Source organism: Pseudomonas sp. PH1b (assembly GCF_000633395.1).
GTDB lineage: Bacteria > Pseudomonadota > Gammaproteobacteria > Pseudomonadales > Pseudomonadaceae > Aquipseudomonas.
Genome location: NZ_AYMU01000008.1, coordinates 84,938 through 108,837 on the forward strand (window position 1 = coordinate 84,938; position 23,900 = coordinate 108,837).

Annotated in this window: 19 protein-coding genes; 7 read left to right on the forward strand and 12 right to left on the reverse strand. The window is 64.0% G+C overall.

Features of this window, described 5'->3' with window-relative positions; translation table 11 throughout:
- Window positions 1-35: 35 nt before the first annotated feature.
- Both U873_RS0114750 and U873_RS0114755 read right to left on the reverse strand, forming a co-directional pair.
- Window positions 36-623, reverse strand: coding sequence for a fimbrial protein (locus U873_RS0114750; RefSeq protein ID WP_025128991.1), 588 nt, complete (start codon window positions 621-623; stop codon window positions 36-38).
- 291 nt (window positions 624-914) lie between these two features.
- Window positions 915-1,820 carry a helix-turn-helix domain-containing protein gene (locus U873_RS0114755; protein ID WP_025128992.1) on the reverse strand — a complete coding sequence of 302 codons (906 nt, stop codon included), beginning with the start codon at window positions 1,818-1,820 and terminating at the stop codon, window positions 915-917.
- A 163-nt stretch (window positions 1,821-1,983) separates the two neighbouring features.
- On the opposite strand from U873_RS0114755, the gene U873_RS0114760 reads away from it, so the two are divergent.
- The 3 genes from U873_RS0114760 to U873_RS0114770 are packed head-to-tail and all read left to right on the forward strand — an operon-like array spanning window position 1,984 to window position 5,789.
- Window positions 1,984-3,342 carry a glutamine synthetase family protein gene (locus U873_RS0114760; protein ID WP_025128993.1) on the forward strand — a complete coding sequence of 453 codons (1,359 nt, stop codon included), beginning with the start codon at window positions 1,984-1,986 and terminating at the stop codon, window positions 3,340-3,342.
- Window positions 3,343-3,390: 48 nt separating this feature from the next.
- Window positions 3,391-4,479 (forward strand): polyamine ABC transporter substrate-binding protein, encoded by a 1,089-nt coding sequence (locus U873_RS0114765; RefSeq protein ID WP_025128994.1) that lies wholly within the window; start codon window positions 3,391-3,393, stop codon window positions 4,477-4,479.
- On the forward strand, window positions 4,476-5,789 hold the full coding sequence (locus U873_RS0114770; RefSeq protein WP_025128995.1) for an FAD-binding oxidoreductase: 1,314 nt from the start codon (window positions 4,476-4,478) through the stop codon (window positions 5,787-5,789). The genes U873_RS0114765 and U873_RS0114770 overlap by 4 nt, the downstream gene beginning before the upstream one ends.
- Before the next feature lie 231 nt (window positions 5,790-6,020).
- Here U873_RS0114770 and U873_RS0114775 read toward each other — a convergent pair whose 3' ends face one another.
- Window positions 6,021-6,968 carry an alpha/beta fold hydrolase gene (locus U873_RS0114775; protein ID WP_025128996.1) on the reverse strand — a complete coding sequence of 316 codons (948 nt, stop codon included), beginning with the start codon at window positions 6,966-6,968 and terminating at the stop codon, window positions 6,021-6,023.
- Window positions 6,969-7,060: 92 nt separating this feature from the next.
- On the reverse strand, window positions 7,061-7,816 hold the full coding sequence (locus U873_RS0114780) for a TetR/AcrR family transcriptional regulator (protein WP_025128997.1): 756 nt from the start codon (window positions 7,814-7,816) through the stop codon (window positions 7,061-7,063).
- Window positions 7,817-8,169: 353 nt separating this feature from the next.
- Here U873_RS0114780 and U873_RS0114785 point away from each other — a divergent pair, with 353 nt between their 5' ends.
- The 4 genes from U873_RS0114785 to U873_RS0114800 are packed head-to-tail and all read left to right on the forward strand — an operon-like array spanning window position 8,170 to window position 12,838.
- Entirely contained in the window at window positions 8,170-8,874 is a 705-nt protein-coding gene (locus U873_RS0114785) for an ABC transporter ATP-binding protein (protein ID WP_025128998.1), read from the forward strand.
- The gene (locus U873_RS0114790) at window positions 8,871-10,070 is read left to right on the forward strand and encodes an ABC transporter permease (RefSeq protein WP_025128999.1); all 1,200 of its coding nucleotides are present in this window, start codon (window positions 8,871-8,873) and stop codon (window positions 10,068-10,070) included. Before U873_RS0114785 ends, U873_RS0114790 begins: the two co-directional genes overlap by 4 nt.
- Entirely contained in the window at window positions 10,063-11,562 is a 1,500-nt protein-coding gene (locus U873_RS0114795) for a TolC family protein (RefSeq protein ID WP_029978416.1), read from the forward strand. The genes U873_RS0114790 and U873_RS0114795 overlap by 8 nt, the downstream gene beginning before the upstream one ends.
- Window positions 11,552-12,838: an efflux RND transporter periplasmic adaptor subunit gene (locus U873_RS0114800; protein ID WP_025129001.1), complete on the forward strand. Its 1,287-nt coding sequence runs from the start codon at window positions 11,552-11,554 to the stop codon at window positions 12,836-12,838. Before U873_RS0114795 ends, U873_RS0114800 begins: the two co-directional genes overlap by 11 nt.
- Window positions 12,839-12,991: 153 nt before the next feature.
- On the opposite strand, the gene U873_RS0114805 is transcribed toward U873_RS0114800, so the two are convergent.
- The 8 genes from U873_RS0114805 to praA form a co-directional block, all read right to left on the reverse strand.
- Window positions 12,992-14,695 (reverse strand): AMP-binding protein, encoded by a 1,704-nt coding sequence (locus tag U873_RS0114805; protein WP_025129002.1) that lies wholly within the window; start codon window positions 14,693-14,695, stop codon window positions 12,992-12,994.
- A gap of 19 nt (window positions 14,696-14,714) precedes the next feature.
- On the reverse strand, window positions 14,715-16,013 hold the full coding sequence (locus U873_RS0114810) for an acetyl-CoA C-acetyltransferase (RefSeq protein WP_025129003.1): 1,299 nt from the start codon (window positions 16,011-16,013) through the stop codon (window positions 14,715-14,717).
- Window positions 16,013-16,903 carry a MaoC/PaaZ C-terminal domain-containing protein gene (locus U873_RS0114815; protein ID WP_025129004.1) on the reverse strand — a complete coding sequence of 297 codons (891 nt, stop codon included), beginning with the start codon at window positions 16,901-16,903 and terminating at the stop codon, window positions 16,013-16,015. The genes U873_RS0114810 and U873_RS0114815 overlap by 1 nt, the downstream gene beginning before the upstream one ends.
- A gap of 3 nt (window positions 16,904-16,906) precedes the next feature.
- The gene (locus U873_RS0114820; RefSeq protein WP_025129005.1) at window positions 16,907-18,259 is read right to left on the reverse strand and encodes a 3-oxoacyl-ACP reductase; all 1,353 of its coding nucleotides are present in this window, start codon (window positions 18,257-18,259) and stop codon (window positions 16,907-16,909) included.
- A gap of 30 nt (window positions 18,260-18,289) precedes the next feature.
- Window positions 18,290-20,839, reverse strand: coding sequence for an acyl-CoA dehydrogenase (locus tag U873_RS0114825; protein ID WP_025129006.1), 2,550 nt, complete (start codon window positions 20,837-20,839; stop codon window positions 18,290-18,292).
- A 277-nt stretch (window positions 20,840-21,116) separates the two neighbouring features.
- On the reverse strand, window positions 21,117-22,532 hold the full coding sequence (locus U873_RS0114830) for an outer membrane protein transport protein (protein ID WP_025129007.1): 1,416 nt from the start codon (window positions 22,530-22,532) through the stop codon (window positions 21,117-21,119).
- Between the two features lie 124 nt (window positions 22,533-22,656).
- Window positions 22,657-23,148: an alkane oxidation protein activator PraB gene (gene praB / locus U873_RS0114835; RefSeq protein WP_025129008.1), complete on the reverse strand. Its 492-nt coding sequence runs from the start codon at window positions 23,146-23,148 to the stop codon at window positions 22,657-22,659.
- A gap of 204 nt (window positions 23,149-23,352) precedes the next feature.
- Window positions 23,353-23,844: an alkane oxidation protein activator PraA gene (praA, locus tag U873_RS0114840; protein WP_025129009.1), complete on the reverse strand. Its 492-nt coding sequence runs from the start codon at window positions 23,842-23,844 to the stop codon at window positions 23,353-23,355.
- Between the last annotated feature and the right edge of the window lie 56 nt (window positions 23,845-23,900).

A 23,900-nucleotide genomic window follows, 5' to 3' on the forward strand; every position in this document is an offset into this window, starting at 1 on the left:
AGAGCGGGAGCATTGCGCCCCCGCTGGACGGAGATTTACTTGTAGGTCAGGGTAAACGGCAGGGTGCCGTCGGCGGGGCCTGCTTCCAAGGCTTCACCGTTGGCAACATAGGCCGCGCGCAGATTGAGGATGGCGCTGTACTTGTCGTCTGCGCCCTTGACCAGATTGCCATCGAAGCTCTGGTTCGCGGACAAGTTCAGCAAGTTGCTGTCGACGTCGTAGAGACCGATGCCCACACCCTTGGCGCTGCCCACCGTCTTCAACAGACTGTTGTTGGCCAAGTCGACACCGGAACCGGACATCGGGTCGAAGTTGACGCTGACGGTGTTCAGGCCTGTACCGGTGTTGCCGCAATCCAGGTTCAGGTTGATCGCGGTGCCACCCACGATACCGGCGGAACTGCCACTACCCAGGGAGTCCATACTGACCTTGCCGAGTTTGACTTCGATCTCCTGCTTACCTGCGCTTCCACCAACAGTGGTACCGCTACCGGCGGAGATCACACAAGAGGCAGAAGTAATTTCACCGGTGAAACTAATGGTGCCATCAGCAGCCATCGCACTAGTGGCGAATGCGCAAATTACTGATGTAGCCAACAGTTGCTTGATCATTTTAATAGACACGATTTACTCCTTGGATATTAGGTTCATTCAAACTAATAAGTGACACCATCACTGGTGCCAAACAAGGATAAAATCTTGCAGATTCCCAGACCACAAGAGTCATCTTCCGGGTATCCGAGAATCTTCTTGGAGGTGCTCAACGGCAGACTTTTCAGTCTTCCTTCAGAGCGCAAGGCGATAATCGATCAAGTCTAAATAAGCCTAGACTCTAAGGATAGTTAATGCTCGTAAAGTTCATGCTGCCGCAAAGCGAATAAACTTCATTAGTTAAACTTGAAAAGACTTGTTACATCACCCCGGCCGACGTTTCAACGTCTCACTGGGCAACTCCCTGAACAGCGCCCGATAGCTGCTGGAGAACCGTCCCAGGTGCCAGAACGACCAGTGCATCGCCACCTCGGCCACGGTGGTCTCGCTGGGCCCGCGGCTGAGCAGTTCGCGGTGCGCGCTGTTGAGCCGGCGCAGGCGCAGCCACTGGCTGGGGGCCATGCCGGTAAAGGCCTTGAACGCGCTTTGCAACTGACGCAGGGAAACCCCGGCCACCTGGGACAATTCCAGCAGGTTGAGGGTTTCCTCGGGGACGTCGGCGGCCCATTGCGCCACCCGCTGCATGATCCCCCGCTCCTCGTTGCGCCGTTGCAGGCCGCCCGGGTCCAGGCGCACACAGGCGTTGTCGAGGATGTACAGGCAGTCGTCCAGCAGTTGCTGGGTCAGGGCTTCGCGGCTGGGTGGGTCAAAGGTCTGGGACAGGCGGGTCAAGGTGGAACTCAGCCAGCGACAGAACAGGGCGTTCTGCTGGTTGGTCAGCGGCGCCATGAACAGGCCGTCCAGGCGCTCCAGCCCCAGGCCCTGGCGCTGGACGAACTCGGGGCCGAACACCACCGCCACTTCCTGGTAGTTCTCCGGGGTGATCCAGATATTGCGGCTCTCGCCATTGAGCAGGTACAGGGCGTTGTCGCTGCGATCGAAACAGAACGCCAGGGCGCCCTCGGGGGCGCTGAAGTTCTGCTCGACCCGGGTGTTCATGCACTCCTCGTAGATCTCTACGCCCTGCAGGTCGAGGTAGCGCACCAGGCCATTGAAATGCCCGGGGGACATCTGCTGGTAGTGCTGCACCCAACCCGGGGTGGCACGGACCTGCTCGGCCACATCGAAGGTGTTGAAGGCTTGAACCTGGAGCGGATTGGACGCTGTCATCGGGGGACCTTGCGCACTCTTTTGGTGCGCTTTGGTGCTGCTTAAAGTGGATAGATGGAACAACAAGGCTCGCCCAAGATAGTCGCCAATGCGCCGCAGGGGAAGCCTTGCCGGGATACTCCCGCTCACCTCGGGGCAGGTACAACCAATCATCGAGGTCTTTATGAACGCCCCTTTCGATCAGCTTTCCTCCTGGCTGAAAGATCACAAGATTACCGAAGTAGAGTGCGTGGTCAGCGACCTGACCGGCATTGCCCGCGGCAAGATCGCGCCCACCAACAAGTTCCTGCATGAGCGCGGCATGCGCCTGCCGGAAAGTGTCCTGCTGCAAACGGTAACCGGGGATTTTGTCGACGACGACCTGTACTACGAACTGCTGGACCCGGCCGACATCGACATGGTCTGCCGCCCGGACTCGTCATCGATCTACCTGGTGCCCTGGGCCATCGAGCCCACCGCCATCGTCATCCACGACACCTTCGACAAGTTCGGCAACCCGATCGAGCTGTCGCCGCGCAACGTGCTGAAAAAAGTGCTGCAGCTGTACACCGACAAGGGCTGGCAGCCGATCGTGGCCCCGGAAATGGAGTTCTACCTGACCCAGCGCTGTGAAGACCCGGACCTGCCGCTCAAGGCGCCGCTGGGCCGTTCGGGCCGCGCGGAAAGCGGTCGCCAGTCGTTCTCCATCGATGCCGCCAACGAATTCGACCCGCTGTTCGAGGATGTCTACGACTGGTGCGAAGCCCAGGGCCTGGACCTGGACACGCTGATCCACGAAGACGGCCCGGCGCAGATGGAAATCAACTTCCGCCACGGCGACGCCCTCGATCTGGCGGACCAGATCACCGTGTTCAAGCGCACCCTGCGCGAGGCCGCGCTCAAGCACAACGTCACCGCCACCTTCATGGCCAAGCCGGTGGCCGACGAGCCCGGCAGCGCCATGCACCTGCACCAGAGCGTGGTGGACATCGCCACCGGCAAGCCGATCTTCGTCGACGCCAACGGTGAGAAAAGCAAGCTGTTCCTGCACCACATCGGCGGCCTGCAGAAGTACATCCCCAAGGTGCTGCCGATGTTCGCCCCCAACGTCAACTCGTTCCGCCGCTTCCTGCCGGACACCTCGGCCCCGGTGAACGTCGAGTGGGGCGAAGAGAACCGCACCGTGGGCCTGCGGGTGCCGACCGCAAGCCCGGAGGCCATGCGCGTGGAAAACCGCCTGCCCGGCGCCGACGCCAACCCCTACCTGGCGATCGCCGCCAGCCTGCTGTGCGGCTACCTGGGCATGGTCGAGGGCATCGAGCCCAGCGCCGCGGTGGAAGGCCGGGCCTATGAACGGCGCAGCCTGCGCCTGCCGATCACCATCGAGGACGCCCTGGCCCACATGGAAGACTGCCCGACCATCGAGCAGTACCTGGGGCGCAAGTTCGTCCGCGGCTATGTGGCGGTCAAGCGTGCCGAACACGAGAACTTCAAGCGCGTGATCAGCTCCTGGGAACGTGAGTTCCTGCTGCTCAGCGTCTGAGTACCCGCAGTCTGCAATCCACAAAAACCAACCCGAAGAGGTGTCGACATGCGTCTTTTGAAAGCAGTGATCCCGGCCGCACTGGCGGTCTTGTGCAGCACCGCCGTCCAGGCACAACCCAGTGTCAGCGTGTACAACTGGACCGACTACATCGGCCAGACCACCCTCGCCGACTTCCAGGGCAAGACCGGGGTCAAGGTGATCTACGACGTCTTCGACTCCAACGAAACCCTGGAGGGCAAGTTGCTGGCCGGGCGTACCGGCTACGACGTGGTGGTGCCCTCCAACCATTTTCTGGCGCGCCAGGTGAAGGCCGGCGCGTTCCTCAAGCTGGACCGCTCGCAGTTGCCCAACTGGAAGAACCTGGACCCCAAGCTGCTGGCCCTGCTGGAGCAGAACGACCCCGGCAACCAGTACTCGGTGCCCTACCTGTGGGGTACCAACGGCATCGGCTACAACGTCGACAAGGTCAAGCAGGTGCTGGGCATCGACCATATCGATTCCTGGGCGGTGCTGCTGGAGCCTGCGAACCTGAAGAAGCTGCAGCAATGCGGGGTGTCGATGATGGACTCCCCCGATGAAGTGTTCCCGGCGGTGCTCAACTACCTGGGCCTGGACCCGCGCAGCGAGAACCCCGAGGACTACAAGAAGGCCGAAGCCAAGCTGCTGACCCTGCGCCCCTACATCACCTACTTCCACTCCTCCAAGTACGTCTCGGACCTGGCCAACGGTGATATCTGCATCGCCTTCGGCTACTCCGGCGATGTGTTCCAGGCCGCCAACCGGGCCAAGGAAGCCAAGAACGGGGTGAACATCGCCTACTCGATTCCCAAGGAAGGCAGCAACCTGTGGTTCGACCTGCTGGCGATCCCCGCCGATGCCGGCAACGTCAAGGAGGCCCACGCCTTCATCAACTACCTGCTGGACCCGCAAGTGATCGCCAAGGTCAGCGCCTATGTCGGCTATGCCAACCCCAACCCGGCGTCCCAGCAGTACATGGAGGCCGAGCTGGTGAGCAACCCCGAGGTGTACCCGCCTCAGGAGGTGCTCGACAAGCTGTACATTTCCACCACCCAGTCGCCGGCCATCATGCGTTTGATGACCCGCTCCTGGAGCAAAGTGAAATCCAACAAATGAATCAGCAAACTGTTTTCACCCACGCCAACGAGCACGCCCGCTCCTACTACGCTGCATCCGCTGGCGAGCTGCCCCGCTATCCGCTGCTGGAAGGCGACTTGCAGGCCGACGTCTGTGTGATCGGCGGCGGTTTCACCGGGGTCAACACCGCCATCGAACTGGCCCAGCGCGGGCTGTCGGTGATTCTCCTGGAGGGCCGACGCATCGGTTGGGGCGCCAGTGGCCGCAACGGCGGCCAGTTGATCCGCGGCATCGGCCATGACGTCAGCGGTTTCGCCCGGCATGTCGGCCATGAAGGTGTGCGCTACCTGAACCGCGCCGGCATCGATTCCGTGCAAGTGGTGGCCCGCCGGGTCATCGAGCACGGCATCGATTGCGACCTGCGCTGGGGCTTCTGCGAACTGGCCAATACGACGGCGCAATTTGCCGCCTTCAAGGCCGAGCAGGAGGAGCTGGCCGCCCTTGACTACCCTCACCCCACGCGCCTGGTGGCGCCCGAGGACATGCAGCAAGTGGTGGCATCCTCGGTGTATGCCGGGGGCCTGGTGGACATGGGTTCGGGGCATTTGCACCCGCTCAAGCTGGTGGCCGGCGAGGCTCGGCTCGCCGCATCCCTGGGGGTGCGGATCTTTGAGCAGAGCCCGGTGCTGGAGCTGCTCCACGGTGACAGTGTGAAGGTGCGCTGCGCCACCGGCACGGTGCGAGCCGGGCGCCTGGTGCTGGCCTGCAATGCCCACCTGGATGAACTGGAGCCGCGCCTGAGCGGCAAGGTACTGCCCGCGGGCAGCTACATCATCGCCACCGAGCCTCTGCCCGAGGCCCTGGCTGCCCAGTTGATCCCGCAGAACCTGGCGCTCTGTGACCAGAAGGTCGGCCTGGACTACTACCGGCTCAGCGCGGACCGGCGCCTGCTGTTTGGCGGCGCCTGCCATTATTCCGGGCGCGATCCGACGGACATTGCCGCCTACATGCGGCCGAAGATGCTCAAGGTGTTCCCGCAATTGGCCCAGGTCGCCATCGACTTCCAATGGGGCGGCAAGATCGGCATCACCGCCAATCGCTTTCCCCAGGTCGGGCGCCTGAACCAGTACCCCAATGTGTTCTATGCCCAGGGTTACTCCGGCCATGGCCTCAATGTCACCCACTGGACCGCGCGCCTGTTGGCCGAAGCCATCCATGCCGGCCACAGCCAGGGTCTGGATGTGTTCAGTGCGGTGCCGCACATGACCTTCCCCGGTGGCCCGGCCCTGCGCGCGCCGCTGCTGGCCCTGGGCATGCTCTGGCACCGGATGCGGGAAATCCTCGCCTGACGCCCGCCCCGCACCACCGTAGGAGCCGGCTTGCCGGCGAAGAGGCCTTCGAGTCCTGCACCACCCTCGCCAACGCCTTCGCTGGCAAGCCAGCTCCTACAACAAAACGCCTCCCCCGTAGGAGCCGGCTTGCCGGCGAAGCGGCCCGCGAGTCCTGCACCACCCTCGCCAACGCCTTCGCTGGCAAGCCAGCTCCTACCTGCAAGCCAGCTCCTACCCGCAAGGGGGCGCCTATGGGAAACGGCGCTGCAGGAAATCCAGCAGCAATTCGTTGACTAGCTGCGGCTGCTCGCTCTGAATCCAATGCCCGCTATCAGCCAGCACGTGCTGTTCGAGGTCGCTCACCCGGCTCGGCATGCGTTTGAGGGTGTGGGCTTCAAGGACGCCCACCGGGTCTCGGTCGCCAATCAGGAATAGCGTCGGCTGATGCACCCGGGCCTCCTGGAGAAACTCGGTGCGCTGCCAGGTGCGCTCAAAATTGCGGTACCAGTTCAAGGCACCGCGAAATCCGCGGCCGGCAAAAGTCTGGCGATAAACCTGGAACGCTTCCTCGGAACACCAGACGGGTAGCCCGTCCGGCACCGTTACTCCGTCAAACAGTCGGGCAGCGGCCGGTTTCGCCACCAGCAGCGCGCCGACGTTGCCCATGAACAGTCGCAGGCTGGCGTCGATGTCGGCATCCAGTTCTGCCTCGGCCACTCCGGGCTGCTGAAAATAGAGGATGTAGTTGAAATGCTCGCCATGCACCTCGCGCATGATCTCGCTGGCCGGGCGTTTCGGCCGCCCGGCAAAGGGCACCGAGAGGGTCACCAGCGCCCCCACCCGCTCGGGCTCCAGCAGCGCCAGGTGCCAGGCTACGGGTGCGCCCCAGTCATGGCCGACCATGCACACGCGCTGGTGGCCGAAGGCGTCCATGGCGTGCTGGATATCGGCACACAGGGTCAGCAGGTCATAAGCCTCGATGGCCTCGGGAGCGGAGCTGCGGCCATAGCCGCGCATCTCCGGCACGAACACCCGGAACCCCGCCTCCACCAGGGCCGGCACCTGATAGCGCCAGGAATACCAGCACTCGGGAAAGCCGTGCAGCAGCCACACCGGCCGGCCCTGTTCGGGGCCGGCCACCTGGATGCTGAGTTCGATGCCGTTTACGGACAGAAGGTGTGGTTGATAGGCCGTCATGTCGGGTGCTCCAAAGCAGGTGCAGGGAGCAGAACCTAACAGATGCCGGTGACGATCCCGGCCATCATTGATCAGTCGAATGACCGGGCTGTTCAGCCGGGAATCAAGCCCGCCAGGGATTGGCTGTGCTGGCGGATCAGGCGCTGGGTATTGAGGACTTTCTCCAGTGCCTGCTCGGAATCGGGGTCTTGCATCGGCGCACGAATCGCCGCCGACACCAGGCTGATCAGCTTGGCCATGACTTCAGCGTCGGTGGCCGGGCGCCCCAGGCTCATGGCCTGCATCAGCAGGCGCAATTCAGTGCCGGCCATTACCCCGGAGATCGCCTTGAGGGCGAATTGCAGGCGCACCCCGAGTTCGTTGCGCGGCAGATCCGGCAAGGCCAGGGCGAAACCCTTGAAGAAGCGCTCGAACACCGGCTGGTAGTGTTCCTTGAGGTATTCCTGAATGAACGGCGAGGTGTCGCTGTACACCCGGCCCAGGAAGCGAATGAACGAGCGCCCCTCCAGCCCACCACTTTCATCGCTGCGCTCCAGGCCCATGGCCGGTGCGAACAGCACCCCCAGCAGGGTCTCGCAATCCAGGGGGCCGTCCGATTGTTCTTCGCATTTGGCCAGCAGTTCGAGGCGCTGGTCATTGAGCGGGCCCAGGCGCTGCATGAGCAGTGCCTTCATCAGCGAATCCTTGTCGCCAAAGTGGTAGTTCACCGCGGCCAGGTTGACCTTGGCTCGCTCGGTGATCTGGCGCAGCAGCACCGCGTCGTAGCCGTACTTGATGAATAATGCCTCGGTCGCTTCCAGCAGTCGGGTCTTGGTGACATTGGGGGCACTGAGTTTCTTGGCGACCATGGAGGACTAACCTTTGCTGGGATGAAAAACTGACCGATCGAACAGTGTTTTAAAAAAAAATTTGATTTTTTATACCCGTGAGAAGCCCTAAAAGCAAGCGCCTGGGGGACTCTCGAAGTGGCCGAAGGCCTTTTTGTGACCCGTGGGTTCCTGTAGAAAAACCGCCGAAAAAAGCCCTCAATTACCCGGTTCAGACGGCTGGCGCGCCAGGATGAACGCAGTTACTATTCAAACAAAGTTTTTAAAATAATAAATAAAACCAGAGCTTGGCGCTGCCCTCGAAAATCCCGCCCGATGAGTCCCGTGGCGCGACCCCGACCAGCAGTCCGTCGAGCCAGCCGGCGCAGTAAGCGATGACAGAGACGATAATCGAGCAAGGTTTTATCTCCCTGCAGGGCATAGGCAAGAGCTATCGGCTGGCGGAGCAACCGCTCCATATCCTGAAGAACGTTTCCCTTTCCATCGAAGCCGGCGAAAGCTGCGCCATTCTCGGCGCCTCCGGCTCCGGCAAGAGCACCCTGCTGAACATCCTCGGCCTGCTGGACCTGCCCGACAGCGGCGACTATCGCTTTGCCGGCCATGACATTTTCCGCGCCAGCCCGGACCAGTTGGCGGCGATCCGCAACCGGCAGATCGGCTTCGTGTTCCAGAGCTTCAACCTGCTGCCGCGCCTCAGCGCCCTGGACAACGTCGCCTTGCCCCTGAGCTATCGCGGCGTGGCCCGGCGTGAATCCCTGGAACGGGCCATGCACATGCTCGAACAGGTAGGCCTGGCGGAACGCGCCGGGCATCGCCCGGCGGACCTTTCCGGCGGCCAGCGCCAGCGGGTGGCGATCGCCCGGGCGCTGGTGGGCGAACCTGCAGTGATCCTCGCCGACGAACCCACCGGCAACCTCGACAGCCACACCGTCCAGGACATCATGGACCTGCTGCTGGCGCTCAATCGCCAGCAGCAGGTGACCCTGATCATCGTCACCCACGACCCCAACATTGCCCTGCGTCTGGAACGGCAGATCCGCGTCACCAACGGCGTGGTCCAGGAGGCCTGCCCGGCATGAGCCTCAAGGTCGAGCAAAGCGCCAGCCAGTTGCTGCATGAAGCCTTCGTCAGCCTGCGGACCCTGGGCAAGCGCTCGATCCTGGCCCTGCTGGGGATCATTATTGGCAGCTCATCAGTGGTGGCCCTGATCAACATCGGCCACAACGCCGCCAAAGACGCCGCGGCGATTTTCCAGGACATGGGCACCGACACCCTGGCGGTGCAGTTTCCCGATACCTCGGCAGGTCGTACGCCGATGCCGGCAACCCTGGACACCCAAGCGCTGCACCAGGCCCTGCCCACGATCCTGCACATCGCGCCGATCGCCCTGTTCAGCGGGCCGGTGGTCTTTCAGGGGCGCAGCACCAACGCCAACCTGGTGGGCAGCACCGCGTCCCTGGCCAATGCCATGCGCCTGCAACTGCAGGAGGGGCGTTTTCTTTCAGAGTTCGACGCCACGCAAACCTACGCGGTGGTCGGCGCCCAGGTCGCCCAGGCCCTGGGCAAACCCCACGCCCCCCTGCGCCTGGGAGACCGGATCCGCATCAACGACTACCTGTTCCAGGTCATCGGCATCCTGCGCAACCAGCCCGCCGCCGTGCTGATTCCGGTGCAGACCAACGAATCGCTGTTCATTCCCCTGGAAGGCATGCGGCGGATTTCCAGCAGCCCGCAGATCAGCAACCTGATTGCCCGGGCAGCCCCGGCCCAGGACATGGGCACACTGGCCGCGGCTCTCGGCACGCAACTCAAGCACATGCTCCCGGGACGTGGCGTGGAGGTGCAGATACCGCAGAAGATCATCGACGGCATGACTCGCCAAAGCCGCACCTTCGGCTACCTGCTGATGGCCCTGGGCGGGATCTCGCTGGTGGGCGGCGGCGTCGGGGTGATGAACGTGATGTTGATGAACGTCTCGGAGCGGCGTCGGGAGATTGGCATCCGCATGGCCCTGGGGGCCCGGCGTCGAGACATTCGCAACCTGTTCCTGCTCGAAGCGGTGACCCTCACCGCAGTGGGCGCTATGTCCGGGGCCGTGCTCGGCATGGCCGCAGCCTACACCTATGCCCGGGTCTCGGGCTGGGAGTTTTCCCTGGCTTCGGCGTCCTTGCCCCTGGGCATCGGCAGTACCCTGTTGATCGGGCTGTTCTTCGGTCTGTATCCCGCCATCTCGGCCTCACGCCTGCAACCGGTGGAGGCCCTGCGAGATGAATAGCCCGCGCCGCGCCGCGCTGTTGCTGCTGTGCCTGCTCAGCCCCCTGGGCCAGGCCGGCTCCCAGGACATGAACGTGGCCCGCCAAGCCTCGGCCCCGACCATGCGCAGCGCCTATGACCGCAGCGTGATGCTCAGCCAGCAGCAGACCGACCTGACCTTGAGCGATGCGGTGTACCTGGGGCTGCGCAACAATCGCGGGATTCGCAGCGCCTACCTGCAGCGGGTGGCGCAGAAGTTCGACCTGCGGGTGTCCGAGGACACCTTCAACCCCAAACTCTTGCTCAGCGCCACCTCCCAGGCCAACCGCGGCAGCAACGATGGCGTACGCAACACCACCCTCAACCCCTCCTCGAGCCTGCTGGGGGAGTACGGCACCCGCCTGAACCTGGCCTGGCGACAAGAGTTGAACAACGCCAACCATGCCGGCTACTACCGCCGCGACGGCCTGGACCTGGCCATTATCCAGCCGTTGCTCAAGGGCGCCGGCTGGGACGTGACCACCGCACCGGTGCGCCTGGCCCGGATCAACGAGCAGGCCTATCGCCTCAACCTCAAGGCCAGCGTGGCCCAGACCATCACCGACATTATCGGTGCCTATCGCGAACTGCTGCGGGCCCAGGAACAACTGGCGATCGTGGAGGATGCCCTCAAGCGCGCCAATGCCCTGCTGGAGGTGAACAAGGCGCTGATCGGCGCCGGGCGCATGGCCGAGTTCGAGATCGTGCAGACCGAAGCCGATATCGCCACCCAGGAACTGGGGGTCGAAGAGGCCCGCAACCAGGTGGACATCAATCGCCTGTCCCTGCTGCGCCTGCTGGCCCTGGACCTGTCCACCCGCGTTCGTGCCAGCGAGGGGTTGCAGGCGGCGCGCATCAGCATCGATCAAAAGGAAGCCCTGCGCATGGCTCAGGTCCAGCAGCCCGCGTACCTGGCAACGCTGCTGGGCAGCCAGCAGGCCGACCTGAACCTGGTGATCGCCAAGGACCAGAGCCGCTGGGACGTCTCGCTGGTGGCCGGTGCCAACCAGGTGCGCAACCGCTACGACAACGACGGCGGCAGTGGTTCTGGGCGTACCTGGGACAGCTACGCCGGGGTTCAGGTACGGATTCCCATTGGCGACCTGAGCACCCGCCAGGCCGAAGTCCATGCCCGGGTCGACGTGGAAAACCAGGAGCTGGTGCAGGCCGATGCCCGCCAGGCCCTGGAACGCAGCGTCAATGATGTGGTGCGGGACCTGGGCACCCGCTGGCGGCAATACGAAATTTCTCAGCGGGCCGTGGAGCTGTCCAAGCGCAAGCTGGACATCGAACGGGAAAAACTCAGCGCCGGACGCTCCAGCAACTTCCAGGTACTGAGTTATGAAAGCGATTTGCGCACCAGCGAGAATGCTCGCCTCAATGCCCTCATCGCCTACCTCAACGCCCAGAGCCAGCTGGATCTGACCCTGGGCATGACCTTGGAGACCTGGGACATTGCGCTCAATGACTTCTGACCCACGATCACCGCGCAAGCGCTACCTGCAAGGGGGCGTGGCCGTTGCCCTGCTGGCCCTGGCGGTCGCGGGGCTGCTGGCCTCCCGGGCACCGGCCGACCCGAGCCCCGACAGCGGGCGCTGGATCCAGGTGAACAGCGCGCCGCTGATTCATCAGATCGGCCTGGTGGGCAAGATAGAACCCCAGGCAACCATCAGCCTGACCGCGCCGTTCGATGGCAATGTCCTGGCCAACCTGGTGGAACAGGGCCAACGGGTCGCCGCCGGCCAGGTGTTGCTGAAAATGGACCCCAGCCTGGTGGAGATTCAGCTGCGCGAGGCGCTCTCGGCCCAGCTCAAGGCCCGCCGCGCGGTGCAGGAACTGCAGGACTGGAACAACAGCGCCCAGGTCACCCGGGCCCGACGCACCCTGCGCACTTCGCAGATGACCGTGAGCAATTCCGAACGCAAGCTCAATGAAAGCCAGAACCTGTTCGCCCGTGGAATCATTCCCCGCAACGAGCTGGACGACCTCAGCCAACTGCTGCAGACCCAGCGCCTGGACCTGACGGCGGCCCAGGGCGAATTGCAGCAGGCGCTGAACCAGGGCACCGGTGAGTACCGGCAGATCGCCGACATGGAACTGACCAATGCCACGGTCAAGTATGAAGCCCTGCGCACGCTCCTGGCGGGCAAGGATGTCACGGCGCCGTTCGCCGGTATCGTGGTGCCAGCGCCGGGGATCAACCTCGCCCAGGCGGCGTCGACCGGCGCCGCAGGTCCAGTGCAGACCGGCAGCAAGGTCGGCCAGGGCCAGGTGCTGTTCGGGCTGGCTAACATCGAGCAACTGAAAATCGTCAGCAAGGTCTCGGAACTGGACATCAACCAGTTGCACCAGGGCCAGAGCGTGGAGATCCTTGGCGACGGCTTCGACGGTGAGCGCCTCAGCGGCGTGGTCGATATCGTCAGCAGCCTGGCCTTGCCAGGGGACGCCTCCAGCGGCAGCGCGCAGTTCCCGGTGAGCCTGTCGATTCCCAAGCTGAGTCGCGAACAACTGCAGCGGGTGCGCCTGGGCATGAGTGCGCGGCTGACCATCATCACCTACCGCAACGACCAGGCGATGGTCGTCCCGCCCGCCGCGATCCAGCGTGGAGCAGACGGCATGAGCGTGGAGTACCGGGCGAGCGCCGATCAGCCGGCAAAGCGGCTGTCGGTGAGCGTTGGCCAATCGACCGCCGAGGGGGTTGAAGTGTTCGGCCTGCAGCCGGGCCAGGTGCGCCTCCCCGGCGCCCCGTGACGCCCCCACAGACACCCACAACACCCTCGTAGGAGCTGGCTTGCCAGCGAAGGCGCCAGCGCGGGCGCTGCAGATCTTGCGAACCTCTTCGCCAGCAAGCCGGCGCCGACACAAACACCGTCGGCGTGTCGGCGCTGGCGGCCGTTCAGGGGCTCAGCGCAAGGCCCGGCGCAGGACCTTGCCCACCGTGGTCTTGGGCAGCTCCTCGGTGCGGAACTCGACATAGCGCGGCACCTTGTAGCCGGTGAGGTATTCGCGGCAGTGAGCCAGCAGTTGCTCCTGGGTCAGGTTCGGGTCCTTGCGCACGACGAAGATCTTCACCTTCTCGCCGGTCACCTCGTCCTCGATGCCGATCGCCGCCACTTCCGCCACCCCCGGGTGCAAGGCCACCACGTCCTCGATCTCGTTGGGGTACACGTTGAAGCCGGACACCAGGATCATGTCCTTCTTGCGGTCCACCAGGCGGATGAAGCCCTGCTCGTTCATCACCCCGATGTCCCCGGTGGCCAGCCAGCCGTGACGGTCCAGGACCTTGGCGGTTTCCTCCGGACGCTGCCAGTAACCCTTCATCACCTGCGGGCCACGGACCTGCAACTCGCCCTCCTCGCCCAGTTCCGCCAGCTCACCGTCCTCACGGATGAAGCGCACCCAGGTGGACGGCAGCGGCACGCCGATGGTGCCGGTGAAATCACCTTCACGCATGCGTGCGATGTCGATCGGGCTGATGCTCACCACCGGCGAGCATTCGGTCAGGCCGTAGCCCTCGATGATCGGCACCCCGGTGACTTCCTTCCAGCGGCGGGCCACCGAGGTATGGGTGGCCATGCCGCCGGCGATCGCCAGCTTCAGGTCGGAGAAATCCCGGCCGCGAAACTCCTCGTTCTCCAGCAGGCCGTTGAACAGGGTGTTGACCCCGACGATGCCGCTGAACTTCTCCTTGCGCAGGATCATCTGCACCCGCTTCACGTCCCGGGGGTTGGCGATCAGGATGTTGCGCCCGCCCAGGCACATGAACATCAGGCAGTTCACTGTCAGCGACAGCACGTGATACAGCGGCAGCAAGGTAACGTTGGTTTCCTGCTGGCTCTCGTCCAACTGGTCGCCGACCCAGGCCTTGGCCTGCATCAGGTTGGCGAGGATGTTGCGGTGAGTGAGCATGGCGCCCTTGGCATCGCCGGTGGTGCCGCCGGTGTACTGCAGGAAGGCGATGTCCTCCTGCTTGAGCTCCACCGGACGATGCTCCAGCACCGAGGCCTGTTTCATCATCGCCGGAAAGCGAATGGCCCCAGGCAGGTTGAATGCCGGGATCTGCTTCTGCACATGGCGCAGCACGAAATTCAATGCCGCGCCCTTGAAGGTCCCCACCAGGTCACCAATCGAGGCCACCACGATGTTCTTCAACTGGCTGCCTGGCATTGCCTGCTCCAGGGTATGGGCGAAGTTCTCGAAGATCACCACGGTCTCGGCACCGCTGTCCTTGAGCAGATGCCGCAGCTCATGGGCGGTGTATAAGGGGTTGACGTTGACCACCACCGCGCCCACCAGCAGGGTGCCGAACAGGCAGATCGGGTACTGCAGGCTGTTGGGCATCATCAGCGCCACCCGGTCGCCCTTCTTCACCCCTTTCGACTGCAGCCAGGCGGCAAAGGCGAATACCCGCTGTTCCCACAGGTCGTAGCCCATCTCGGTGCCGATGCTCACATAGGCGACCCGCTGGCGGTACTTGTCCACGTGCTCGAGGAACACTTCCCGCAGCGACGGGTAGCGGTCGATCTCGGCTTCGATATCGCTGGGCACACCCGGCAGGTAAGCGTTCAGCCAGATGCGCTCGACAGGTTGCAGGCTCACGACACTCATTGGCAGTCTCCTTGTTATTTTACTTTTCGACGATGGCGGTGATACCCAGCCCGCCTGCTGCACAAACGGAAATCAGCCCGCGGCCGCTGCCGCGCTCATGGATCGCCTTGGCCAGGGTCGCCAACAGCCGCCCGCCGGTGGCGGCAAACGGATGCCCGCAGCCCAGGGAACCGCCGTTGACGTTGAGCTTGCTGCGCTCGATGCTGCCCAGGGCGCCGTCGAGGCCGAGCTTGTCCTTGCAGTAGTCGGGGTCCTCCCAGGCCTTGAGGGTGCACAGCACCTGGGCGGCGAAGGCTTCGTGAATCTCGTAGAAGTCGAAATCCCCGAGGCCCAGGCCTTCCCGGGCCAGCATCCGTGGCACCGCATAGGCCGGGGCCATCAGCAGCCCTTCGCTGCCATCGACGAAGTTCACCGCCGCGGTTTCCCCGGTACGCAGGTAGGCCAGCACCGGCAGGTTGTTGGCCGCGGCCCAGTCTTCGCTGGCCAGCAGCACCACCGAGGCGCCATCGGTGAGCGGCGTCGAGTTGCCGGCGGTCAGGGTACCGTTGGCGCGGTCGTAGGCCGGGCCCAGGCCGGCGAGCTTCTCCAGGCTGGCATCGGCCCGCAGGTTGTTGTCGCGCTGCAGGCCGCGGTACGGGGTCATCAGGTCATCGAAAAAGCCGCGCTGGTACGCTGCATTCAACTGTTGGTGGCTGGTGAGGGCCAGCTCATCCTGGGCCAGGCGCTTGATCTGCCAGCGCTTGGTCATTTCCTCGCAGTGCTCCCCCATGGACAAACCGGTACGCGGTTCGCCATTGCGCGGCAGCAACGGCTTGAAGAACATCCCCGGGCGCACCTTGAGCAGGCTGCGCAGCTTGTCGCCGGTGCCCTTGGCGCGGTTGGCCTGAAGCAGCGTGCGCCGCAGGCCTTCGTTGATGCCGATGGGCGCATCGGAGGTGGTGTCGGCGCCGCCGGCGATGCCCACTTCGATCTGCCCCAGGGCGATCTTGTTGGCCACCAGCAGCGCCGCTTCAAGACCGGTGCCGCAGGCCTGCTGCACATCATAGGCGGGCGTCTCGGGCGCCAGGGTGGTGGACAGCAGGCTCTCGCGGGCCAGGTTGAAATCCCGCGAGTGCTTGATCACCGCCCCCGCGGCGAACTCCCCCAGGCGCTGGCCCGACAGGCCATAGCGGTCGACCAGGCCCTGCAACGCCGCCACCAGCAGATCCTGGTTGCTGTCATTGGCATACACCGTGTTGGAACGGGCGAACGGAATCCGGTTGCCGCCAATGATCGCCACCCGGCGCACCGGCGCCGGATTGAAACTGTACTCAGCCATCAACGAGCTCCCCAGATAAATAGACCGCGCATGTGGGGCTTGTCCCCCGCGTTGTTGCGCACTTCGAACTCATGGCGTGGACCCTCCGGCAGGCGGTTCCACAGGGTCACCGCGGCCGGCAGGAAGATCGGCAGCTTGAACTCGCAGTGCAGTTGCGCCGCGACCAGCGGGTGCGGTGGCTGCTGGGCCGCCAGGGCCCGCCCCAGGGTCCACATGCCGTGGGCGATGGGCCGCCGGAATCCGAACAGTCGGGCGCCGAGCCAAGAGCTGTGGATCGGGTTGAAATCCCCACTGACCTGGGCAAAGCGCCGGCCCAGGTCGCTCCCCAGGCTCCAGCGCTGAGTGCGTACCAGGGCCTGCTCGTCGAGATTCAGGGAGCTTTCCCAGGGCTCGCCGATGGGCCCGGCGACACCCCGCCGCAAGTACAGGCTGTCACTCTCCCAGACCAGGTCACCGCCACTGTGGACCCGGGTGGCAATGGACAAGGCCTGGCCCTTGGGATGGGCCAGCCAGCGTTCGGCGAACACTTCCAGGCGCAGGGCCTGGCCTTCTTCGAGCCTCTGGTACTGACGGATGCGATTGGCCAGGTGCACCATGCCGCTGGCCGGGTAGGGAAACCTGCGGTGGGTAAGCAGCAGCAGGTGCAGGGGGAACGCCAGGGTATGGGGAAATGCCAGGGGCACCCCGTGTTCCCGGCGAAACCCGCAGGCCTGGGCATAACGGGCAATGTCCCCAGCCTGCAGTTCCACCGCCGGGCGCACCAGGCGCTCGGCAGGCAGTGGTGGCGCAGCCTCGAGCTTGGGTTTGCGCAAGCTGCGGATGCCGTCGTAGAGCAATTGGCCCCGGGACGGCGGCGGTTCGATGATGCGGATCGCGGAATCGGCATTCATGGTTCAGGCTCCCAGCAGGCTTTGCCCGCAGACGCGGACCACTTGGCCATTGATCCCGCCGGAGGCCGGATGGGCCAGCCAGGCGATGGTCTCCGCCACGTCCACGGCCTGCCCGCCCTGGGACATGGAATTCATCCGCCGTCCCGCCTCGCGGATCATCAGCGGGATCTTCGCGGTCATCTGGGTTTCGATGAACCCCGGTGCCACGCCATTGACCGTGATCTGCTGGCGTGCCGCCAGCGGGGCCAGGCTCTGCACCAGGCCGATGACCCCGGCCTTGGAGGTCGCGTAGTTGCTTTGCCCGAGGTTGCCGGCGATCCCGGAAATCGACGAGACGCAGACAATCCGTCCACCCGGGTTCAGCCCCTGGCCCTCCAGCAGCGTCTGGCTGAGCAGCAGCGGCGCCTCCAGATTGACCGCCATGACCTTGCGCCAGGCGGCCTCGGTCATCTTCGCCAGGGTCTTGTCCAGGGTGATTCCGGCGTTGTGCACCACGATATCGAAGGCGCCGTGCTCACCGACGAACGCCAGCAAGCGCTGGCCGGCGTTGGCGGCGGTGATGTCCAGGGCCAGGGCGCTGCCCCCCAGGCTGGCGGCGGCTTGTTGCAGCTCGGCCTCGCTCTGGGGAATATCCAGGCACACCACCTGGGCGCCTTCACGGGCCAGGACCTTGGCAATGGCCAGGCCAATGCCGCGGCAAGCCCCGGTGACCAGGGCGCGCCGGCCGCTGAGCGGCTGGTGCCAGTCCAGGTCCCTGGGCAGCTCCACCGGTTCGCCAATGCGCACCACCTGGCCCGAGACATAGGCCGAACGCCGGGACAGGAAGAACCGCAGACTGCTGTCCAGCTCGGCTTCGGCGCCGGGCTCGACGTACAGCAACTGCACGGTGATCGCCCGGCGCAACTCCTTGCCCAGGGAACGCACGAAGCCTTCCAGGGCGCGCTGAGCCACCGCCTGGGCGAGTTCCTTGCAGTGTTCCGGCGGCGTGCCCAGTACCAGCACCCGGCCGTGGGCGGTCAGACGCCGGACATTGGCATGGAAGAAGCGGTACAGCTCGTCGAGCTGGGCAATGTCCCCCAACCCGCTGGCGTCATACACCAGGCCCTGGACCTTCACCGTGGAAGGCGCAGTGATGCTGGCGGCCTGGGCCGCCACCGTGTCCGTGGCGGCGAAGATCCGTTGCAGCTCACCCAGCAGGCGCCCCTCGGGTGCCGCGGCGAGCACCACCGGGTTGACCAGTTGGCTGCCCTGCCCTTCGCGCTGACGTTGCAGCGGCATAGGTTGCGGCAGGCCGGTACGCTGGGCCAGCCAGCGGCCCCACCCGGAATTGACGAACGAAAGATAACCGTCAGACATAAAGAGATCCCGATCAAAACCAGTAGAAGGTCAATAGGCCGAATCGCTGGCCGTCACCGCGTCTTCGCTGCTGGCCGCGCGTTTGCGCGAGGCCGGCTTGGCGCTCTGCTCGAGGTGCGCCTGACGCTGTTGCAGGGCTTCCAGCAGACCGAAGTCCTGCGGGAAGTCGTCGACCTGGATCGCGTGATCACCGTACTCCACATACCGGCCCAGCAACTCGTCCTCGTCCTGGCTGATCAGTTGCAGTTCCAGGGCCTTGACCCGCCAGATCACGAACGCCTCGCGGGAGATCGGCAGCGGCGCCAGGGTGCCCTGCTTGATCGCCGGCTTGAGCCGTGCCTCGATCAGGTCCACCTGGGGCTGCAGACGGAACGCCAGTTCGCCATAGGCCAGCTTGTCGATGTCCGGCTGTGGCATGTAGGAGTCTGCCAGCAGGCGATCGCGGGTCGGGCCCGGGGTCTGCACCAGCTCGGCGACTTCGGCCAGCAAGCGGTCGGAGGGTTTGTGCTGGGGAATGCCCAGGGGGAAGCTCAGGCCGCGAATGATGCGCGCCGCCGCCCGGGACGGATAATTGTCCAGCACCTCGGCCAGGGCTTCATGCGCCCGCAGCAGGCAGTCCTGGGCTGACCAGTGCACCAGCGGCAGGTCGCTCTGGGGACGGCCATCGTCCTCGAATCGCTTCAGCACGCAGGACAGGATGTACAGCTGGGACAGGATGTCTCCCAGGCGCCCGGTGATGCTTTCCTTGCGCTTGAGGGCACCGCCCAGCACGCCCATGGAAATGTCCGAAGCCAGGGCCAGCACCACCGATAGACGCTGGATCTGCCGGTAGTAAGGGGCCAGGGCCTTGTCGGCCTTGGCCGGGGCCTTGATCAGGCGCCCGCCGCTGAGCCCATGCACCGCCGCACGTACGGTGTTGGCGAAGACAAAGCTGATGTGCCCGAACATCGCGCTGTCAAATTCCTCCAGGCCCTTGCGCCCGGTGTCGCGTGCCGCTTCCATTTCGCGGAACACATAGGGATGGCAACGAATCAGCCCCTGGCCGTAGATGATCAGGCAACGGGTCATGATGTTCGCGCCTTCCACGGTGATGGCGATCGGGCTTTGCTGGTAGGCCCGGGCCAGGAAGTTGTTGGGCCCCATGCAGATGCCCTTGCCGGCGACGATATCCATGCCGTCGTTGACGATGGCTCGGGCCCGTTCGGTGACGTGGTACTTGGCAATGGCCGAGATCACCGAAGGTTTTTCTCCGGCATCCAGGGACGCCACCGAGACCTTGCGCACTGCATCGCAGGCATACAGGTGCCCGGCCATGCGCGCCACGGGCGCCTGTACCCCTTCGAACTTGCCGATGGGCAGGCCGAACTGCTTGCGCATCGCCGCATAGGCGGTGGTGCCGCGTACCGCGACCTTGCCCATGCCGACGTTGGCCGAAGGCAGGGAAATTGCCCGCCCGGCTGCCAGGCACTCCATCAGCATGCGCCAGCCGTTGCCCACCTGGTCACCTCCGCCGATCACCCATTGCAGTGGGATGAACACGTCCTTGCCGGTGGTCGGGCCGTTCTGGAACACCGCGTTCAGCGGCCAGTGGCGGCGCCCGGTGTTGACGCCCGGATGGCTCGTGGGGATCAGCGCGCAGGTGATGCCCAGGCTGCCCTTGCTGCCCAGCAGGCCGTCCGGGTCCTCGGCGCGAAACGCCAGGCCGAGCACGGTGGCGATCGGCCCCAGGGTGATGTAGCGCTTGTCCCAGGTGACGCGAAAACCCAACACTTCCTGGCCTTCGAACTGGCCTTTGCAGACCACCCCGACATCGGGAATCGCCCCGGCGTCGGAGCCGGCATAGGGGCTGGTCAGGGCAAAGCACGGGATGTCTTCACCCCGGGCCAGGCGCGGCAGGTAGTGCTGGCGCTGGGCCTCGGTGCCGTAGTGCAGCAACAGTTCGGCCGGGCCCAGGGAGTTGGGCACCATCACCGAGATCGCCGCCGCCGAGCAACGGGTGGAAAGCTTCATCACCACCTGGGAGTGGGCGTAGTGGGAGAAGCCTTTGCCACCGTACTGCTTGGGAATGATCATGCCCAGGAAGCCGGCGTCCTTGGTGTACTGCCAGGCCTTGGGCGACAGGTCCTGCCAGACCTGGGTGGTTTCCCAGTCGTTGGCCATGTCGCACAGGGTTTCCACTTCATGGTCCATGAACGCCTGTTCTTCGGCGCTCAGGCTCGCGGGGGCCGAGTCCAGCAGGCGTGGCCAGTCGGGCTTGCCGCTGAACAGCTCGGCGTCCCACCAGACCGTGCCGGATTCGATGGCGGCGCGCTCGGTGTCGGACATGGCCGGCATGATCTTGCGAAACATCGCCAGGGCCCGGCGCGTGAGCAAGGCCCGGCGCAGGGGCTTGACGCTGAGCAGCGCCGCCGGCAGCAGCACCAGCAAGGTGCCGAGGGTCAGGCCCAGGGTTCCCGACAGGTTGAACACATACCCGGCCGCCAGCCAGGCCAGGCCGGCCGCCAGCCACAGGGCCGCAGTCGCCTGTCGGTAAGCCAGTGTGAGTGCGGCGGCGAATCCCGCCAATAACCAGACAATCATGGAATACCTCTCTTGTTCTAACGAGACGACGACTTGGAGCCTGGGCGTTGTGCCGGCCCCTCGAAGCTCACCCTACAAAGGAAACCGACGCGTTTCAAATTTTATTTTTAAATATTGTTTTGAGAGATTTCAGCAACGCACAACGGCCGAACGATGTCAGCCAGGGCTTGGGAAAATGGCGGGCCAAGACGGGTCCTGAGATGACCCGTCCCGCCGACGGCAGTAGCACAGTCCTTTGTACTGCCGTCATTTCGAGGGGTGGGTAAGGCGTTTACCCTCAGAAGTGATAAGTCGCGGAGAGACTCACCACCTCGCCCTTGGCGTCGACCTTGCCGTCCAGGCGAGAGCCGCCAAGACGATCCTGGTTCTGGGTCTGGATCCGGGCTTCCTTGACGAATTGCCGTGAGTAGGCGCCGTCGATGGTCAGCCCTGGAACCGCCTTGATGTCATAGCCGAAACCCAGCGAGGTGAACCAGCGATCGTTGTCCGGAATCCGCGGGTCACGGGTCGAGCCACGGGTCGGCGTCTGGTCGAAGGCCACACCGGCACGCAGTGTCAGCTGATCGGTGAAACGGTAATCGCCACCCACCGAGTACATCATCGAGTCCTTGTAGCGGTAGGGAATCGAAATGAGGGTGTTGCCATCGGACTTGAGCGTCAGGTCCTTGAACGACGACCACTGCGTCCACAGGGCGCTGACACCCAGGGTGAAGCGATCATTGAACACGTGTACCCAGTCGATCCCGGCGCTGGCCGGAATGTCCAGCTGAGCCGAGGCGTTGGCACCATCCGGGTACAGCTTGAGCCCCGGGTAGGCGATTTCCACCAGGGACGGCCCCGAAGAGGAATCGGTGTAGGCCCGGCCCAAGTCGTCGGCGCGAATATTGTATTTGCCTTCCAGCTTGTTCTTGATCTTGGCGTGATAGTTGACCCCCAGGGTGTCCCGTTCGGTGGGCTTCCAGGTCACCCCGGTAAACCAGCCGACGGAGGTGTTGTCCACCTTGACCCGCATCAGGTTGGAACCCACGCCTGAAGGCGCGCCCGGCAGCAGCGAGACCCCGGCGGCACCACTCAAGTTGAGGTTCTGACTGACAAAGCCATTGGTGTGTTGCAGGATCGCGCCCAGGCCGAGGGAGAATTGATCGTTGACCTTGAACGAGAAGGAACCGGAGACCCCCGCCGTTTCGATCTTGGTGTCCACCGCAAAGTCCTGCCCCTTCCAGCCGTTGTCCCAGGTGCTGCGCATGCCCATGGGAACCACCTGGCTCAGGCCAAAGGCAAAGCGATCATTGATCGGCATGACCAGGAAGCCGGTCGGCAGCCAGGCGGTAAAACCACCCTCGCCACCATTGCCTTCAAGAGGGGTCTGGGCGAAAGGGTCGTCGATCGGAGAACTGGACGCCGGATTGCCTTGATAGTCGTAGGCACTGCCCTTGTATTTCATCTTGATTCGCGCGTAGTCGACGGTCATCTGAGCCACGTTGTGATCGATGAACGCCATGGCCGCCGGGTTGTTGTAGGCCGCACTGGGATCATTCTTGAACAGCGAGCCGCCACCGAATGCCCGGCCCCAACCGGGGGTGCCATAGGTAGGAGTAGTAAAGCCGCCTGCTTGCACTGGTCCGGAACTGATCAAGCCACCCAGCACCGCCAGACCGACGACCACCTGGATCCTCTGTTTCTTATTATTCATGCCCCACTCCTTATTATTATCAACCGTGACCGGTCACCACCGATCCAGGGTGTTGCAACAGGCGCCTCTGACGAGGCGCCTGTTTTTTTCAGCAAGTGATCAACAGGCTGAAGTCACATCAACTTCATGGAGTAACGGTGAAGGCTGGGCTTGGGTTGACGCTCAGAGCAGTGATTTTGCAGCTGCCGACAGTTTGCGCCGAAGGAATGCTCAGGGTGTTGGTCGCGTTGTTCCAGGTGGCGTTGATGGTCACCGGAGTGCTGCTGCAATTGGAGAGGATCTTGAAGTTGACGCCCGTTACAGTGCCGGCAGTAGCGCTGGAGGCAGTCAGGGTCCAAGGCAGGTTCAGCAGGACCGGCACGCTGCACAGGGAGTTGCTGCCGCTGACCGTGGCACCGGTGATCGCAGCACTGGAGCCGTTGGCGGCCACGGTACCGGTGAAGTTGATGTTGCAGGTGACCGGCAGGCCGAACGAAGCAGGCGAAGATACCGCGATGGTACCCGGTGCCGAGAAGGTTGCCCCGGCAGGAGCGATGGTTGCAGCGCTGGCCAGCGACGCGGCGCCCATGCAGATAGCGAAAGAAGCTACGGATACCAGAGTCTTGATGCTTTGCATTGTTGTTTTCCTCAAGATTTAGGCAACAGGCAGTTGCCAGGGGGTTATCAGCCTTGCCAGGGGGTCGATGACGCCATCGGCTCTCGGACTCGACCGAATTCGGTGCTGGAGCACGCTAGGGCGATACCGACCCGGTTTGAACCACCGGTGCTTGCGCAATCAATCGCAGTTTCATCAGCGTCCCTCCATGGATTCTGTAGTGCTTCAGGGTGCGACCCGAAACGTGGGCGGCATCTGGATCGATACGGTCTTGATGGTGCAGCCACCGTCAAGGCTGACCTGGGCCGCCTCGAGTTTCCCGGTGCTGTTGTTCCATGAGCCTTCGGCGGTGGTCGGCCCGCAGTCACCGCCCACCAGGGGCGCGTGCACGGTGACCTGGATGCCGGACATGGCACCACTGGTTTCATCCTTGGCGATCAGTTTCCAGGGCAGGTGGGTGGCTTCGACCTGGCCGCACTTGAGGCCGCCGCTGAAGTCGACCTTCTCGACGCTGGCGAAACTGCCATCGGCACTGACCTTGCCGCTGACCTGGATGGTGCAGTCGGCATTGATGATGCTCTTGGCAAAGCTGATGGGGCCCTTGGCGGTGAACTCGCTGTTGGCCGGTTCGATGCGCGCGGCATCGGCAGCGCCCATCAGCGATACCCCCACCAGGACCACGAACAGACGGGCAGCGAACAAAGGTGAGATAGACATCCGTGACTTCCTTACAGTTGCTTATTGTTGTTGTCGGTCAACCTGCTTAAGGACTT

Bases quoted from the DNA above. Each gene is read 5' to 3' on its own strand.
- U873_RS0114820 (WP_025129005.1), bottom strand. From the start codon at position 18,259: ATGTCTGACGGTTATCTTTCGTTCGTCAATTCCGGGTGGGGCCGCTGG.
- U873_RS0114755 (WP_025128992.1), bottom strand. From the start codon at position 1,820: ATGACAGCGTCCAATCCGCTCCAGGTTCAAGCCTTCAACACCTTCGAT.
- praB (WP_025129008.1), bottom strand. From the start codon at position 23,148: ATGCAAAGCATCAAGACTCTGGTATCCGTAGCTTCTTTCGCTATCTGC.
- U873_RS0114785 (WP_025128998.1), top strand. From the start codon at position 8,170: ATGACAGAGACGATAATCGAGCAAGGTTTTATCTCCCTGCAGGGCATA.
- U873_RS0114805 (WP_025129002.1), bottom strand. From the start codon at position 14,695: ATGAGTGTCGTGAGCCTGCAACCTGTCGAGCGCATCTGGCTGAACGCT.
- U873_RS0114770 (WP_025128995.1), top strand. From the start codon at position 4,476: ATGAATCAGCAAACTGTTTTCACCCACGCCAACGAGCACGCCCGCTCC.
- U873_RS0114795 (WP_029978416.1), top strand. From the start codon at position 10,063: ATGAATAGCCCGCGCCGCGCCGCGCTGTTGCTGCTGTGCCTGCTCAGC.
- U873_RS0114810 (WP_025129003.1), bottom strand. From the start codon at position 16,013: ATGGCTGAGTACAGTTTCAATCCGGCGCCGGTGCGCCGGGTGGCGATC.
- U873_RS0114830 (WP_025129007.1), bottom strand. From the start codon at position 22,532: ATGAATAATAAGAAACAGAGGATCCAGGTGGTCGTCGGTCTGGCGGTG.
- U873_RS0114760 (WP_025128993.1), top strand. From the start codon at position 1,984: ATGAACGCCCCTTTCGATCAGCTTTCCTCCTGGCTGAAAGATCACAAG.
- praA (WP_025129009.1), bottom strand. From the start codon at position 23,844: ATGTCTATCTCACCTTTGTTCGCTGCCCGTCTGTTCGTGGTCCTGGTG.
- U873_RS0114800 (WP_025129001.1), top strand. From the start codon at position 11,552: ATGACTTCTGACCCACGATCACCGCGCAAGCGCTACCTGCAAGGGGGC.
- U873_RS0114825 (WP_025129006.1), bottom strand. From the start codon at position 20,839: ATGATTGTCTGGTTATTGGCGGGATTCGCCGCCGCACTCACACTGGCT.
- U873_RS0114775 (WP_025128996.1), bottom strand. From the start codon at position 6,968: ATGACGGCCTATCAACCACACCTTCTGTCCGTAAACGGCATCGAACTC.
- U873_RS0114780 (WP_025128997.1), bottom strand. From the start codon at position 7,816: ATGGTCGCCAAGAAACTCAGTGCCCCCAATGTCACCAAGACCCGACTG.
- U873_RS0114790 (WP_025128999.1), top strand. From the start codon at position 8,871: ATGAGCCTCAAGGTCGAGCAAAGCGCCAGCCAGTTGCTGCATGAAGCC.
- U873_RS0114815 (WP_025129004.1), bottom strand. From the start codon at position 16,903: ATGAATGCCGATTCCGCGATCCGCATCATCGAACCGCCGCCGTCCCGG.
- U873_RS0114765 (WP_025128994.1), top strand. From the start codon at position 3,391: ATGCGTCTTTTGAAAGCAGTGATCCCGGCCGCACTGGCGGTCTTGTGC.